Source organism: Demequina gelatinilytica (assembly GCF_000971115.1).
GTDB classification, from domain to species: domain Bacteria; phylum Actinomycetota; class Actinomycetes; order Actinomycetales; family Demequinaceae; genus Demequina; species Demequina gelatinilytica.
Map to the genome: position 1 here is coordinate 1 of NZ_BBLV01000026.1, position 13,799 is coordinate 13,799.

The window sequence follows — 13,799 nt, forward strand, 5'->3', positions numbered from 1 at the left end:
CCGTCCAGCATGGTCACCAGGCGCGTGCTGGTGTTCCAGTTGCGGATGGTCATCACCTGGTAGAACGGCGTCGACATCACCTTGTTCATGCGGCTCTTGGTGCGCTCCGCGCTGAGCCGGCGGAAGTAGACCACCCCGTTCCCCGGCCATCCGGCATCCACGCCCTCGCGCATCTGGAAGGCCGCGAAGGCCTGGTGGACGTCGACCCCGGCGCGCAGGAACGCCACGTCGGAGTGGTAGAGCTCCGGCTCGGTGCCGAACCCGGCAGGGGCATCGTCCACCGCTGCTCGGAGGCGTGCCGCCGCGACGCCCACCACGACCGTCTCGACGGCGAACTCCTCCCGGAGGACCTCCTCCACCAGGAGCTCGACATCCGCCTCGTCGAGGTCCGGCGCGGTCACCAGCACGTTGCCCGACTGGATGTAGGTGCGCGCGCCCACGCCGCGCGCCTCGAGCACCTCCCGCAGGCGAGCCATCGCGACGGGGTTCCTGCCTCCCACGTTGATGCCGCGGATGAGCGCGACGTGCGTCGCGGGAACGTCAGCCACGGGGCAGCACCGTGAGGACGCGCATCACGTGGGTGCGGAACTCCTCCATGAAGGTCTCGAGGAACGCCGCGATCTTCGGGTCGGTCACCTCGCCGTCAGCCGTCACCAGCCCGGGAGCGAACGTGATGTAGGCCTCGGGCGCGGTCATCTGGCGCACGTTGCAGAAGCTCAGCACGGCGCGCAGGCTCTGCTGACCCACCGCGGTGCCGATGCGCCCCGGGGACGCCCCGATGATCGCGGCCGGCAGGTGGTGGAAGGAGTTCTGCCCCGACGGGCGCGACGCCCAGTCGAGCGCGTTCTTGAGCCCTCCGGGGATCGAGCGGTTGTACTCCGGGGTGACGAACAGCAGAGCGTCGGACTCCGCGATCGCCCGCTTGAGGTCCAGCGCGACGGATGGGAAGTCGGCGTCGTAGTCGGGGCTGTACAGCGGGAGGTCCCTGATGGGGATCTCCGTGAACTCGAGCTCCTCCGGCGCGAGGCGGATGAGCGCCGTGCTCAGCTGCCGGTTGATGGACGTCGAGGAGAGGCTGCCGACGAAGTATCCGACCTTGTAGACCATGCGTGAGCCTCCTCGGGACGCGGACGGGACCCGTTCATCGTCACACCGGTGGCGAGCCGCCGCAACGCCGCCGCCCGGGTCCTCCCGACCATCGAGCGGGGCCCGCAGGGCGATACGATCAGCCGAGGATGCCGGATGCTGCGGGAGGATTGCTCATGAAGGACACCGTCGTCTTCAGCGGAAGCGCGCACCGCGCGCTCGCCGCGGACATCTGCTCCCACCTGGGCGTCGAGCTCTCCGACGCCGATATCACGCGCTTCAGCAACGACTGCCTCCAGGTCCAGCTGCAGGCGAACTGCCGCCAGCGCGACGTGTACATCGTCCAGCCGCTCGTGCCTCCGACGCAGGAGGCGCTCATGGAGATGCTGCTCATGCTGGACGCGGCGCGGGGTGCCTCCGCCGCGCAGATCACCGCGGTGATCCCGCACTACGCCTACGCGCGCTCCGACAAGAAGGACGCCTCGCGGATCTCGATCGGCGGCCGCCTGGTGGCCGACATGCTCGTCGCGGCGGGAGCCGACCGCGTCCTCACCATGACCCTGCACGCGCCGCAGGTCCACGGATTCTTCTCCGTCCCCGTGGACCACCTGACGGCGCTCGGCGTGCTCGCGGACCACTTCCGCGGGCAGGACCTCACCGACGCCGTGGTGGTCTCCCCCGACTTCGGCAACGCCAAGACCGCGAACCAGTTCGCGCGCCTGCTCGGCCTCCCCGTCGCCGCGGGCAGCAAGCGCAGGCTCGGTGACGACACGGTGGTGATCGATCAGATCGTCGGCGACGTCCACGGCAAGCGCGCGATCATCCTCGACGACGAGATCGCGACCGGCGGGTCGATCGTCGAGCTGCTGCACAAGCTCGAGGAGGAGGGCTGCTCCGCCGCGGCGGTCGCCACCACCCACGGCCTGTTCGTGGGCAAGGCCGTCGAGCGCCTCCGCGGCAACCGCATGGTGCGCGAGGTGGTCACCACCGACACCGTTCCGCAGCCGAGCGGCTGGCCCGAGCTCACCGTGCTGTCCGTGGCGGGGCTCTTCGCCGAGGCCATGCGGCGCATCCACGGGGGCGAGTCCGTGAGCAGCCTGTTCGACGGCGTCGACCCGATGCACGCTTCGCCGCGGCCCGCGAAGGTCTGACGCGCCGATCCGGCCGCTCACGCCGGGTCGCAGCACAAGAGCCTCCGCGCAGGACCGGATGGTCCCGCCCGGAGGCTCTTGCCGCGTACGGGTCTCAGACGTTGAAGCCGAGAGCGCGGAGCTGCTCGCGACCGTCGTCCGTGATCTTGTCCGGGCCCCACGGCGGCATCCACACCCAGTTGATGCGGAATCCGTCCACCAGCCCGGCGAGCGCCTGGCCCGCCTGATCCTCGATGACGTCCGTCAGCGGGCAGGCCGCGGACGTGAGCGTCATGTCGATCACCGCGTGGCGGTTCTCATCGAGCATCACGCCGTAGACCAGTCCCAGATCCACGACGTTGATGCCGAGCTCGGGGTCGATGACGTCGCGGAGAGCCTCCTCGACGTCGGCCGCGTTGGCGACCGCCTTGGTCTCCTCTGTCATGCCGTTCCTCCTTCCGCACCCGCGGACGATGCGCCCCGGGCCTGGATGAGCGCGTCCTGCAGGGCCATCCAGCCCAGCAGCGCGCACTTGATGCGTGCAGGATACTTGCCGACCCCCACGAAGGCGGTCGCGTCGCCGAGCAGGTCCTCGCGCTCCTCGTCGAGGTGCTCGCCCTTCGACTGCATGAGCGCGCGGAACGCCTCGAACGTCTCGTCGGCGGTCGCGAGGGACTCGCCCTCGAGCAGCTCCGAGAGCACCGAGATGGACGCCTGCGAGATCGAGCAGCCCTGGCCCTCCCAGGCGATGCGCGCGAGGGTGTCGCCCTCGACGCCCACCCGCAGCGTGACCTCGTCGCCGCACGTGGTGTTGACCTGGTGGGACTCGCCGCGGTGCGGCAGGTCGATCTCGACCAGGCCACGACCATGCCCCTCACGGGCATGGTCCATGATGACCTGCTGGTACATCGACTCGAGGCTCATGCAGCAACTCCGAAGAACTCGCGGACGGCGGCCAGCGCCTCGATGAAGGCGTGGGCGTCGTCCTCGGTGGTGTAGACGTGCGCGGAGGCGCGGGTCGAGCCCGTCACCCCCAGGCGACGATGCAGGGGCTGGGCGCAGTGGTGACCCACCCGCACGGTGATCCCCCGGTCGTCGAGCACCTGGCCGACGTCGTGGGCATGGACACCGTCGACCACCACGGCCGCGAGGCCGAGCACGTCGATGGAGCCCGGGTCGCCGATCGGGCCGAGCAGGCGCACGCCGGGCATCTCCGCCGCCCCCTCGCGCAGGATCTGCGCGATGCGGGCCTCGTGACGCGCGACGTCCTCCATCCCGAGGTCCATGAGGTAGCGCGCGGCAGCGGCCATGCCCACCGCCTGCGCGACCGGCTGGGTGCCGGGCTCGAAGCGCTGCGGCGCATCGAGCCACGTGGTGGTCTCCATGGTGACCACGCGGATGGCGCTGCCGCCGAACTGCGACGGGGGCAGCGCGTCCAGGAGGTCCTTGCGCCCCCACAGCGCCCCGATACCGGTGGGACCGAGCATCTTGTGGCCGGAGAACGCCATGAGGTCCACGCCCAGCTCCGCCACGTTCACGGGCAGGTGCGGCACCGACTGGCATCCGTCCAGCACGGTGATCGCCCCGACCTCGCGAGCCCGGTGCACGATCGCCTCGACGTCCGTGACCGCGCCCGTGACGTTGCTCGCGTGGCTGAACGCCACCACGCGCGTGGCCGGGGTGATGACCGAAGCGACCTCGTCGTACCGCAGGCCGCCCGCATCATCCACGGGGATCCACGCGAGCTCGGCGCCGGTCCGGGCCGCGAGCTGCTGCCACGGGATGAGGTTCGCGTGGTGCTCGAGCTCGGTGACCACGATGCGGTCGCCGGGGCCCACGCGGAAGCGCTCGGCCTCGGCACCGCCGGCACCCAGCGACGCCTGCAGCATGCCGTTCGCCACGAGGTTGATCGCCGCCGTGGCGCCCGAGGTCCAGACGACCTCGTCCGCCGCGGCGCCGATGAGCTCGGCGACGTCCGCGCGCGCGGACTCGAAAGCCTCGGTCGCCTCCTCCGCGAGGATGTGCGCGCCGCGAGCGACCGCGCCGTTGTGCTCACGGTAGAAGGCGTCCTCAGCCTCGAGCACGGCACGCGGCTTCTGCGCGGTCGCACCCGAGTCGAGGTACACGAGCGACCTCCCGTTCCTCACCTTGCGGGCGAGGAGCGGGAAGTCGTCGCGCAGATCGGGGAGCATGCTCAGGCGTCCGCCAGGTAGCGGTCGTAGCCCTCGGCCTCGAGACGCTCGGCGAGCTCGGGGCCGCCCTCCTCGGCCACGCGGCCGTTGACGAAGACGTGCACGTAGTCCGGCTTGATGTAGCGCAGGATGCGCGTGTAGTGCGTGATGAGCATGACGCCCAGGCCGGTGTTGTCCTTGGCGCGGTTGACACCCTCGGAGACGATGCGCAGCGCGTCGACGTCGAGGCCCGAGTCGGTCTCGTCGAGGATCGAGATCTTCGGCTGGAGCAGCTCCATCTGGAGGATCTCGTGACGCTTCTTCTCGCCGCCCGAGAAGCCCTCGTTGACGCCGCGCTCACCGAACGACGGGTCCATGCGGAGGTTCTCCATCGCGCCCTTGACGTCCTTGACCCACGTGCGGAGCTTGGGGGCCTCGCCGTCGATCGCCGTCTTCGCGGTGCGCAGGAAGTTCGACACCGACACGCCGGGGACCTCGACCGGGTACTGCATCGCGAGGAACAGGCCCGCCTTGGCGCGCTCGTCGACGCTCATCTCGAGGACGTCCTCGCCGTCGAGGGTGACCGAGCCCTCGGTGATCTCGTACTTGGGGTGGCCCGCGATCGAGTAGGCGAGGGTCGACTTGCCGGAGCCGTTGGGGCCCATGATGGCGTGCGTCTCGCCCGAGTTGATGGTCAGGTCGACGCCCTTGAGGATCTCCTTGGTGCCCTCGGGGGTCTCGACGGTGACGTGGAGGTTGCGGATCTCCAGGGTGCTCATGCGTTCTCCTTCTGAGAATTCTTGGGTGCGTCGACGTCGACGAGCACGCGCTCGCCGTCGACGCGGACGGGGTAGGTCTTGACGGGGGTGATGGCAGGTAGCTCGTCGGGCTCGCCGGTGCGGACGTCGAAGCGGGAGCCGTGGCCCCAGCACTCGACGAAGCAGCCTTCGACGTCGCCGTCGGACAGCGACACCTCGCCATGCGTGCAGATGTCGTCGATCGCGTAGAAGTCGCCGTCATCCGAGCGCACGATGGCCACGGGGATGTCGGCGCCGTTCGCGAGGGTGAGCTCGGCGAGCATGGCGGAACCCGGCTTGAGGTCGCCGACCATGCACGCGAGCTGCTCACTCATCGCCGAGCTCCTCCTCGACGTGCGCGATCTCGAGGTCGATCTGACGCATGAGCGACTCCTCGACCGCCGGCACACCGATCTCGTGGATGAGGTCGGCGAAGAAGCCGCGGACCACGAGCTTGCGGGCCTGGTCCTCGGAGATCCCGCGCGAGCGCAGGTAGAACATCTGCTCCTCGTCGAAGCGGCCGGTCGCGGACGCGTGGCCCGCGCCCTCGATCTCGCCGGTCTCGATCTCGAGGTTCGGGACCGAGTCCGCGCGCGCGCCGTCCGTGAGGACCAGGTTGCGGTTGAGCTCGTACGTGTCCGTGCCCTCGGCCGCGGCGCGGATGAGGACGTCGCCGATCCACACCGAGTGGGCGGTCTTGCCGGCCAGCGCACCCTTGTAGGTCACACGCGACGTGCACTTGGGCACCGCGTGGTCGACGAAGAGCTGGTGCTCCTGGTGCTGGCCCGAGTCCGCGAAGTAGAGGCCGAACAGGTCGACGCTCGCACCCTCGCCCGCGAAGGCGGCCGAGGTGTTGAGGCGCACGACCTTGCCGCCGAGCGTCACGACCGTGCCGCGCAGGCGCGAGTCGCGCCCCAGGCGGGCGACGACCTCGCCCGCGTGGATCGTGTCCTCGTCCCACTGCTGGAGCAGCACCAGGTTGAGGCCCGCGTTGTCCTGCAGGTCCACGGACACGAGCTCCGAGTAGTGCGCGGTGCCGGTGCGGCGGATCACCACGGTCGCCTCGGCGCTCTGGCCGAGCTCGACCAGCAGGTGGCCGCGGACCTCGCCGCCGACGCCCGTGAGGTCGATCGTGATCGGCTCGTCGACCACGGTGTTCGCCGCGACGGTGAGCGCCATGGCGCCGCCCGCGTGCTTGACGGCGACGGCCGAGGCACGGTCGCCGGGGGCGCGCACGGTACGAGCCTGCGCATCGTCCGCCGCGACCTCGGTGAGGGTCACGCCGGCAGGAAGCTCGCTCGTGGCCCACTCGAGGTGGCCCTCGGCAGCCTCGTCGGCGAACAGGGTCTTGAGGTCGCGCACCGGCGAGAAGCGCCAGTTCTCCTCCCGTCCCGTGGGCACGGGGAAGGCATCGACGTCGAAGGAGACGATGCGGTCCGCGCGGGACTTGTCGGGGATGACGCCGTGCGAGTGCGCGGTGTCAGCGGTGGCCTGGGTGTGATCGGTGACGGTCAACCGACGGATCCTTCCATCTGGAGCTCGATGAGGCGGTTCAGCTCGAGGGCGTACTCCATGGGGAGCTCGCGCGCGATGGGCTCGACGAAGCCACGCACGATCATCGCCATGGCCTCCGACTCCTCGAGACCGCGGGACATGAGGTAGAACAGCTGGTCCTCGGACACCTTCGAGACGGATGCCTCGTGGCCCATGTGGACGTCGTCCTCGCGGACGTCGACGTACGGGTAGGTGTCGGAACGGCTGATCTGGTCGACGAGCAGCGCATCGCACAGCACGTTCGACTTCGAGTTCTTCGCTCCCTCGAGGACCTGCACGAGGCCGCGGTAGGAGGTGCGACCGCCGCCACGGGCGACGGACTTCGAGATGATCGACGACGACGTGTTCGGGGCAGCGTGCACCATCTTGGCGCCCGCGTCCTGGTGCTGGCCCTCGCCCGCGAAGGCGATCGACAGCGTCTCGCCCTTGGCGTGCTCGCCGAGCATGAAGATCGCCGGGTACTTCATGGTGACCTTCGAGCCGATGTTGCCGTCGACCCACTCCATGGTGGCGCCCTCGGCGGCCGTCGCACGCTTGGTGACCAGGTTGTACACGTTGTTCGACCAGTTCTGGATGGTCGTGTAGCGCACGCGGGCGTTCTTCTTCACGATGATCTCGACCACGGCGGAGTGGAGCGAGTCGCTCGAGTAGATGGGCGCGGTGCAGCCCTCGACGTAGTGCACGTACGAGCCCTCGTCGGCGATGATCAGCGTGCGCTCGAACTGGCCCATGTTCTCCGTGTTGATGCGGAAGTAGGCCTGGAGCGGGATCTCCACGTGGACGCCCGGCGGGACGTAGACGAACGAGCCGCCCGACCACACGGCGGTGTTGAGCGCCGCGAACTTGTTGTCGCCCACGGGGATGACGGTGCCGAAGTACTCCTCGAACAGCTCCGGGTGCTCCTTGAGCGCCGTGTCGGTGTCGAGGAAGATCACGCCCTGGGCCTCGAGGTCCTCACGGATCTGGTGGTAGACCACCTCGGACTCGTACTGCGCGGCGACGCCCGCGACGAGGCGCTGCTTCTCCGCCTCCGGGATGCCCAGCTTGTCGTACGTGTTCTTGATGTCCTCGGGCAGGTCCTCCCAGCTGGTGGCCTGCTTCTCCGTGGAGCGCACGAAGTACTTGATGTTGTCGAAGTCGATGCCGGTCAGGTCCGAGCCCCAGTTGGGGAGCGGCTTCTTGCCGAACAGGTTCAGCCCCTTGAGACGGAGGTTCAGCATCCACTCGGGCTCGTTCTTCAGCGCCGAGATCTCGCGGACGACGGCCTCGTTGAGGCCGCGCTTGGCGATCGCGCCGGCCTCGTCGGAGTCGTGCCATCCGAACTGGTAGTTGCCGATCGAGGCGATCGCCTCGTCCTGCGTCATGGGCTCGGTCGGAGCACTCATGCTCATCCTTCCTTACGGGTGGGGGTGGTGAGCGGGATCGTGGTGGTGCAGACATGCGCGCCGCCCGCGAGGGTCGACAGCCGCTGCACGTGCACGTCGAGGACCCTCGAGAACGCGCGGGCCTCGGCCTCGCACCACTCGGGGGTCTTCTCCGCGATGGACTGGACGGGGCAATGCCCCTGGCAGAGCTGGACGGTGATACCGCCCGGCCCGGGACGGACAGATGCGGCGAAGCCGCGCTCGCCGAGGGCCACGGCGAGCTCCTCGACCTTGGTGGCCATCGGGGCGTCGGGGTCGACGGCGCCGGACACCGCCTCCTCGAGCTCCTTGGCCTTGGACTCGACGAAGGCCTCGAGGCCTCCCGCATCGCGCAGGAAGGCGACGGCGTCGACGGCGACGTCCTGGTACGCGGTCGCGAGCGCGCGCTGGCCCTCGCCGGTGGCGACGAAGGACCGCGCCGGTCGGCCACGCCCGCGCACGTGCTGACCGGGAGGCTCGTGATCCACGATGTGGCCCTCGTCCTCGAGCGCCGACAGGTGCCGGCGCACGCCCGCGGGCGTCACGCCGAGCTCGGTGGCGAGCGCCGCGGCGGTGATGGGGCCTGCGGTCGCGATCAGGCTCAGCACCCTGTCACGCGTGGTGTCGACATGCATGCAGCGACCTCTCCTCACGTCCACAGGCGGCCGCACATGCAGCCGCGCTCCAATTAGGAAACATTTTGATTCATTAAAAAGAAGGCCGCAAGCAAGGCGGACCTAACCCGGCCCGGACCGCCTGTGACACCGTCATGGGAACGCTCGCGCCCGTCGCGTTGTGCCCGCTCGCGAGCACACGATCCTACGGGCCGTGCGCCCCGCATCGGCACCGGTGCGCACACGTCCACAAAGGGAGTCCGCGCGCTGGACACGGGCAGGCGCGCGGTGCGAGCCGTGAGGGCCCCGGTGGGGTCACTCCGGTGCGAGGCGGCAAACGCCTTCGCCCGATGTCGTCATCCTCATCACCAAGTACTCGCTCGCGAGATCCCGATAGTGGCTCCCCGGGAAAAGTAGGCCCGTCCCGTGGGGCCCGATGTCCGTTCGAACCTGGTCCCAAATCTCGCCAGCGGAGGGAACCGCGTCGGCATCGGCGATACATTGCACGAGCACCTCGTCGTACATCGCGAGAACCAGGCCAATGTCGCCGGACACATCAGCGGTCGGCAGCGCTCGCCCAGAGGTGAGCTCGCCGTCGCGCGCCCCGACCGCTTGGGTCCCGTAAGCGCACCCGCCCGCCACGTACTTGCGCACCGTTCCGATCACTGCCAGCTCTGAACTCTGTTCGGCCGCGAACGCACCCTGTTCGAAGTCGACTCCGCGCGGCTCTCTCGGGCCTTCCCCCGGACAGCTCTCCCAGTCGTCGAGAGTCCACACCACAAGCTCACCGAACAGCCGCTGGTCCCTCAGGCTAGGGCTGGGCAGCGCGTTGTATGCCGCGATCAGCTCGTCAGGGCGCGGGGCACCCTCGCCGACGACGTAGTCGTAGTACATCCCCGGGAGACCCCGCAGGCGCGCGTCGTCGACGAGAGGCACCGGAACGCCTCGCAACAGGTCTGGATCGTTGGTGACGATGGCCGCCTGCGCGACGCCCGCCGCGTCGATAGCGAAGGTCATGGGCTCCCCACCCCCGCTGACGACGGCAGCGATCCACGGTGAGACAGCTTCAGGGAGCTCCCACGGCTCACCGAGGATCTCGGCCGTGCGGGCCAGGTTCGCGGAGACCGCGGTGTGCTCGCTGATGCGCCCCGCGGAGACCAGCTCGACGGCGCGATGGAACAGCTCTCGAAGACGAACCTCGACCTCAGGGTCCTCGTCGGAGCTGGTGGAAGTCTCCGCCATCGCCAATATCGCGACAGACTCGCCGAGCGACACGGTCGCAGAATTGGACTCGAGCTGACCCGCGAGCACCTCGAGTGCCTCAGCCCGCACCGCGGCCAGCTCGAGCGTGTCCTGACAGACTGGCGTCTCGTCCATCACAGCCAACGCTCGCGCAGCCATGAACAATGCGTCGGAGCCCTCGCACGCGGTGTGCTGCCCCACGCTGCGAACTACCTGCAACGCCCGAGCAACGACTGCATCGTCGAGACCGAGCTGTCGCGCAACGCTGATGAAGGCGAGCGCATCGTAGAAGTCCTCGACGTGTGGCGCAGATGCCTGCACCGAGGCCGAGAGCGCAGCGGAACTGGCCTCGTCGAGAAATTCGATCCGCCGGTCCACCTCGAGCACGACCTCCGCTGTCGCAGCGGTGCCGGCCGCAAGGTCCTCCGACCCGGCACCGCCGAACGCCGCCTGGACGTTGCTGCGGAACTCCGTGTCGATCGCACCGCGCTCGGCAACGAGAGCCGGGCCTAGCGCAATGATCGCCTCTGCGCGCGAGTAGACGTCGGAGAGCTCCCAGCCCGCCACGACCATGAACGCTTCGCCCGACTCCGGATCGATGCTCACGGCAGTCGCCGCCGAGGTCGCGGCACGCCACTCGCTCAGCCCGCCGTCAGCGACCTGCCCTTCGCATGCGGCGAGGGCTGTTGCGGCGATCACCACGCCGGTCACCAGGCCCCGGCGAGCCTTCACACGAGACCGCAAGGCGAACGAGCTCAGTAGTTGTAGTCGGTGACCGTCTTCACCGTCCACGAACCCCCGACGCGCCCGGCGCCGGTGATCTTCAGGTAGGCGTTGGTGTGGAAGAGGAGCGTATTCGACTCGCAGATCGTGTCGCTGCCGTAGTCGACCGAGACGTAGGTCGCCGTGCCTTCCCACCAGCCCTGATCGCAGTGGGACCCGGCGTCGTAGAACGAGGCGTCGACTCCCGCTGGGTAGCTCACCCCTACCGACAGCCCAGCACCTTCGAAGCCCGCCACCGCGCGCCCGCGGATCAGGTTGGTCGTGTAGGGCCCGTAGGTCGTCGGCCTCACCGACCAGTCGAGGTTGTAGATCGCGGCACACTGTCGGATACCGCACGTACGCATCGCGTAGTTGGCGTGGCCACGGACATTCCACTTCTGGGTACCGATCGTCAGAGTGCCGCTCGGGTCCATCGCCGCAGACGCGGGAACAGACCCAACGCCAAGCAGTCCAGCAACCAGCGCCGCGACAGCTGCGACTCTCACTCTCGAACGTCCAGCCATGATTCCCCCCATACGACAACCAGCGACCGCACGATGCGGTCGCGGTATCCGGAAGTTACCTGGAGCAACGGTGCCCCGTCAAGAGTCTCAGACACTCACAGATTTCGTCGCGACGATGCCGCAGACGCACACCATTCGCGCGGCTCCACAACCCGACGCGCCCGCTCGGCACGGCACCGCTGAACTGAACCTCGCAATGCCGAATGGCCTGCGGGCGCGACGGAGCATCGCATCGCACGCACGCGCCTAGACTTGCCCGGTGAGCACGACCGAGCAGCACCCCTCCCCCTCCTCCTCCCCCTCCCCCGCCCGCACGAGCCGCCTGCGCACGGTCGCAGTCGCCGTCGCCGATCTCATCGGCCGACACACCCGCGGCCTCACGCTCGCGAACATCGCGGCGCAGGCCGGGATCATCGTGACGGGAGGCGCGGTGCGCCTCTCCAGCTCGGGCCTGGGATGCTCGACGTGGCCGCAGTGCGAGCCGGGCCAGTTCGCGCCATCGTTCCACGAGGCGATGACAGCCCATCGCGCGATCGAGTTCGGCAACCGCACGCTCACGTTCGTGCTGCTCGTGGTGGCCGTGCTCATGGCGATCGGCGTGTGGCGCACGCGTCCCGACCTCAAGTGGTGGGGGCTCGTGCCCGCGCTCGGCGTGCTGGGCCAGGCCGTCGTCGGCGGGATCACTGTGCTGGTGGAGCTCCACCCGCTCGTGGTCGCGCCGCACATGCTGCTGAGCCTCGGCCTCGTCTGGTACTCCGTCCGCTTCGCGCTGCGCTATCGCGGCGCGCGCGGGCGCATCGGCGTCAACCTCGCCCCCGAGCGCTGGGTCTCCGCCGGGCTGCTCGTGGTGCTGCTCGTGCTCGGAGCCCTCACCACGGGCGCCGGTCCCCACTCGGGCGACGCCGAGGCGACCGAGAGGCTCGCGCTCGATCCGGCGCTCATCGCCCGCGCGCACGCGATGACGGTCTGGGCCTTCGTGGCGCTGCTCGCCTGGATCGGGTGGCAGATCCGCCGGGACCGGAGCGCCGGCGAGCGCGACGAGGCGCGCCTCGCGTACTGGGTGCTCGTGGGCGTCACGCTCGGGCAGGGCCTCATCGGCTACGTCCAGTACTTCACGGGGCTGCCCGCGCTGATCGTCGGTTTCCATCTGCTGGGCGCGGCGGTGCTCACGGCGGCGCACTCGGCGTTCTTCCTGCTCGACAAGCGCGAGACCGCCGCGTGAACGCGGGAGGCGAGGTCACGCTCGCGCGCATCGAGGACGCGGCCCGCGCCCTCGCGGGGATCGCGCAGCGCACCCCGGTGGACCATGCCTCCTACTTCTCCGACCTGCTGGGCGCTCCCGTCCACCTCAAGCTCGAGAACCTCCAGCGCACCGGCTCCTTCAAGCTGCGCGGCGCCACCTACCGCCTGTCGCGGCTGAGCGCCGACGAGCGCGCGCGGGGCGTGGTCGCGGCCTCCGCGGGCAACCACGCGCAGGGCGTCGCGTTCGCGGCGCAGCAGCTGGGCGTCGAGGCGACCATCTTCATGCCGCTCGGTGCCCCCGTGCCCAAGCTGCTCGCGACCAAGGGCTACGGCGCGACCGTGGTCACCGACGGCGCGACGGTCGAGGAGTGCCTCGCGCTCGCCGCGGAGCATGCGACGCGCACCGGGGCGGTGCTGATCCATCCCTTCGACCACCCCGACGTGATCGCGGGACAGGGGACCATCGGCCTCGAGATCCTCGCCGACGTCCCCGATGCACGGACCTTGGTGGTGCCCATCGGCGGGGGCGGCCTGATCGCGGGGGTCGCGGTGGCGGCCAAGGCCGTCGCGGCACGGGAGGGCCGCGACATCCGCATCGTCGGTGTGCAGGCGGCCGCGACGGCGGCCTTCCCGCCCTCGCTCGCCGCGGGCCACCCTGTGACCGTCGAGCGTGGCGGCACCATCGCCGACGGGATCGCGGTGGTGCGCCCGGGCGAGATCACGTTCCCGCTGGTGCGCGACCTGGTCGACGAGGTCGTCACGGTCGAGGAGGACCAGCTCGCGCGCGCCGTCCTCACGCTGCTCGAGCGCACCAAGCTGGTGGTCGAGCCCGCGGGCGCGGCGTCCATCGCGGCCATCCTCGCGGGGCTCATCGAGGCGAGCGGCCCGACGGTCGCCCTCGTCTCGGGCGGCAACATCGATCCCCTGCTGCTCCAGCGCATCGTCGCCCACGGCCTGGTCGCCTCGGGGCGCTACATGACCATCCGGATCCCCCTCCCCGACCGCCCCGGCCAGCTCGCGCGCGTGTCGGAGCTGCTCGCCGGCGTCGGGGCGAACGTCATCGAGGTCCTGCACACGCGCCACGACCTGGGCCTGACGCTCAACGACGTGGTGCTCCAGGTCAGCGTCGAGACCCGCGGCCCGAATCATCAGGCCGACACCCTCGAGGCGCTGCGCGCGGCCGGCTACGAGCCCGAGGTCGTCGCGGGCTGATCCCGCGCGCCTCGCAGCATCTCACGCTCCCCGTGCGAGCGCGTTCTCGCGCCGGGGCGCGC

15 protein-coding genes are annotated in these 13,799 nt (G+C 69.8%); 3 read left to right on the top strand and 12 right to left on the bottom strand.

Annotated elements, in window-relative coordinates:
- On the bottom strand, positions 1–548 hold a 548-nt coding region (locus tag AOM00_RS14915; RefSeq protein WP_062518555.1), incomplete at its 3' end, for a DUF1697 domain-containing protein.
- On the bottom strand, positions 541–1,107 hold the full coding sequence (locus tag AOM00_RS14920) for an NADPH-dependent FMN reductase (protein ID WP_062518556.1): 567 nt from the start codon (positions 1,105–1,107) through the stop codon (positions 541–543). The genes AOM00_RS14920 and AOM00_RS14915, both read right to left, overlap by 8 nt.
- Before the next feature lie 155 nt (positions 1,108–1,262).
- On the opposite strand from AOM00_RS14920, the gene AOM00_RS14925 reads away from it, so the two are divergent.
- Positions 1,263–2,237 carry a ribose-phosphate diphosphokinase gene (locus AOM00_RS14925; protein ID WP_062518557.1) on the top strand — a complete coding sequence of 325 codons (975 nt, stop codon included), beginning with the start codon at positions 1,263–1,265 and terminating at the stop codon, positions 2,235–2,237.
- A 94-nt stretch (positions 2,238–2,331) separates the two neighbouring features.
- Here AOM00_RS14925 and AOM00_RS14930 read toward each other — a convergent pair whose 3' ends face one another.
- The 10 genes from AOM00_RS14930 to AOM00_RS14975 all read right to left on the bottom strand — a co-directional run bounded on the left by AOM00_RS14930 (position 2,332) and on the right by AOM00_RS14975 (position 11,193).
- Positions 2,332–2,661, bottom strand: coding sequence for a metal-sulfur cluster assembly factor (locus AOM00_RS14930; protein WP_062307189.1), 330 nt, complete (start codon positions 2,659–2,661; stop codon positions 2,332–2,334).
- Positions 2,658–3,140: a Fe-S cluster assembly sulfur transfer protein SufU gene (gene sufU / locus AOM00_RS14935; protein ID WP_062518558.1), complete on the bottom strand. Its 483-nt coding sequence runs from the start codon at positions 3,138–3,140 to the stop codon at positions 2,658–2,660. The genes AOM00_RS14930 and sufU overlap by 4 nt, the downstream gene beginning before the upstream one ends.
- Positions 3,137–4,408, bottom strand: a complete 1,272-nt coding sequence (locus AOM00_RS14940; protein ID WP_062518559.1) for an aminotransferase class V-fold PLP-dependent enzyme — start codon at positions 4,406–4,408, stop codon at positions 3,137–3,139. The genes sufU and AOM00_RS14940 overlap by 4 nt, the downstream gene beginning before the upstream one ends.
- A gap of 2 nt (positions 4,409–4,410) precedes the next feature.
- Complete coding sequence (gene sufC / locus AOM00_RS14945; RefSeq protein WP_062518560.1) at positions 4,411–5,166, bottom strand: Fe-S cluster assembly ATPase SufC; 756 nt, start codon at positions 5,164–5,166, stop codon at positions 4,411–4,413.
- Positions 5,163–5,519 (bottom strand): non-heme iron oxygenase ferredoxin subunit, encoded by a 357-nt coding sequence (locus AOM00_RS14950; RefSeq protein ID WP_062518561.1) that lies wholly within the window; start codon positions 5,517–5,519, stop codon positions 5,163–5,165. Before AOM00_RS14950 ends, sufC begins: the two co-directional genes overlap by 4 nt.
- Positions 5,512–6,699 (bottom strand): Fe-S cluster assembly protein SufD, encoded by a 1,188-nt coding sequence (gene sufD / locus AOM00_RS14955; protein ID WP_062518562.1) that lies wholly within the window; start codon positions 6,697–6,699, stop codon positions 5,512–5,514. Before sufD ends, AOM00_RS14950 begins: the two co-directional genes overlap by 8 nt.
- A complete protein-coding gene (sufB, locus tag AOM00_RS14960) occupies positions 6,696–8,129 on the bottom strand; it encodes a Fe-S cluster assembly protein SufB (RefSeq protein WP_439644938.1) in 1,434 nt (477 codons plus the stop codon). Before sufB ends, sufD begins: the two co-directional genes overlap by 4 nt.
- Complete coding sequence (locus tag AOM00_RS14965; RefSeq protein ID WP_062518564.1) at positions 8,126–8,776, bottom strand: helix-turn-helix transcriptional regulator; 651 nt, start codon at positions 8,774–8,776, stop codon at positions 8,126–8,128. The genes sufB and AOM00_RS14965 overlap by 4 nt, the downstream gene beginning before the upstream one ends.
- 294 nt (positions 8,777–9,070) lie before the next feature.
- A complete protein-coding gene (locus AOM00_RS14970) occupies positions 9,071–10,708 on the bottom strand; it encodes a hypothetical protein (RefSeq protein ID WP_156159211.1) in 1,638 nt (545 codons plus the stop codon).
- 44 nt (positions 10,709–10,752) lie between these two features.
- The gene (locus AOM00_RS14975) at positions 10,753–11,193 is read right to left on the bottom strand and encodes a hypothetical protein (RefSeq protein ID WP_156159212.1); all 441 of its coding nucleotides are present in this window, start codon (positions 11,191–11,193) and stop codon (positions 10,753–10,755) included.
- Positions 11,194–11,542: 349 nt separating this feature from the next.
- Here AOM00_RS14975 and AOM00_RS14980 point away from each other — a divergent pair, with 349 nt between their 5' ends.
- Positions 11,543–12,505, top strand: coding sequence for a COX15/CtaA family protein (locus AOM00_RS14980; RefSeq protein WP_062518567.1), 963 nt, complete (start codon positions 11,543–11,545; stop codon positions 12,503–12,505).
- Positions 12,502–13,737 (top strand): threonine ammonia-lyase, encoded by a 1,236-nt coding sequence (ilvA, locus tag AOM00_RS14985; protein ID WP_062518568.1) that lies wholly within the window; start codon positions 12,502–12,504, stop codon positions 13,735–13,737. The genes AOM00_RS14980 and ilvA overlap by 4 nt, the downstream gene beginning before the upstream one ends.
- Positions 13,738–13,799: the final 62 nt, after the last annotated feature.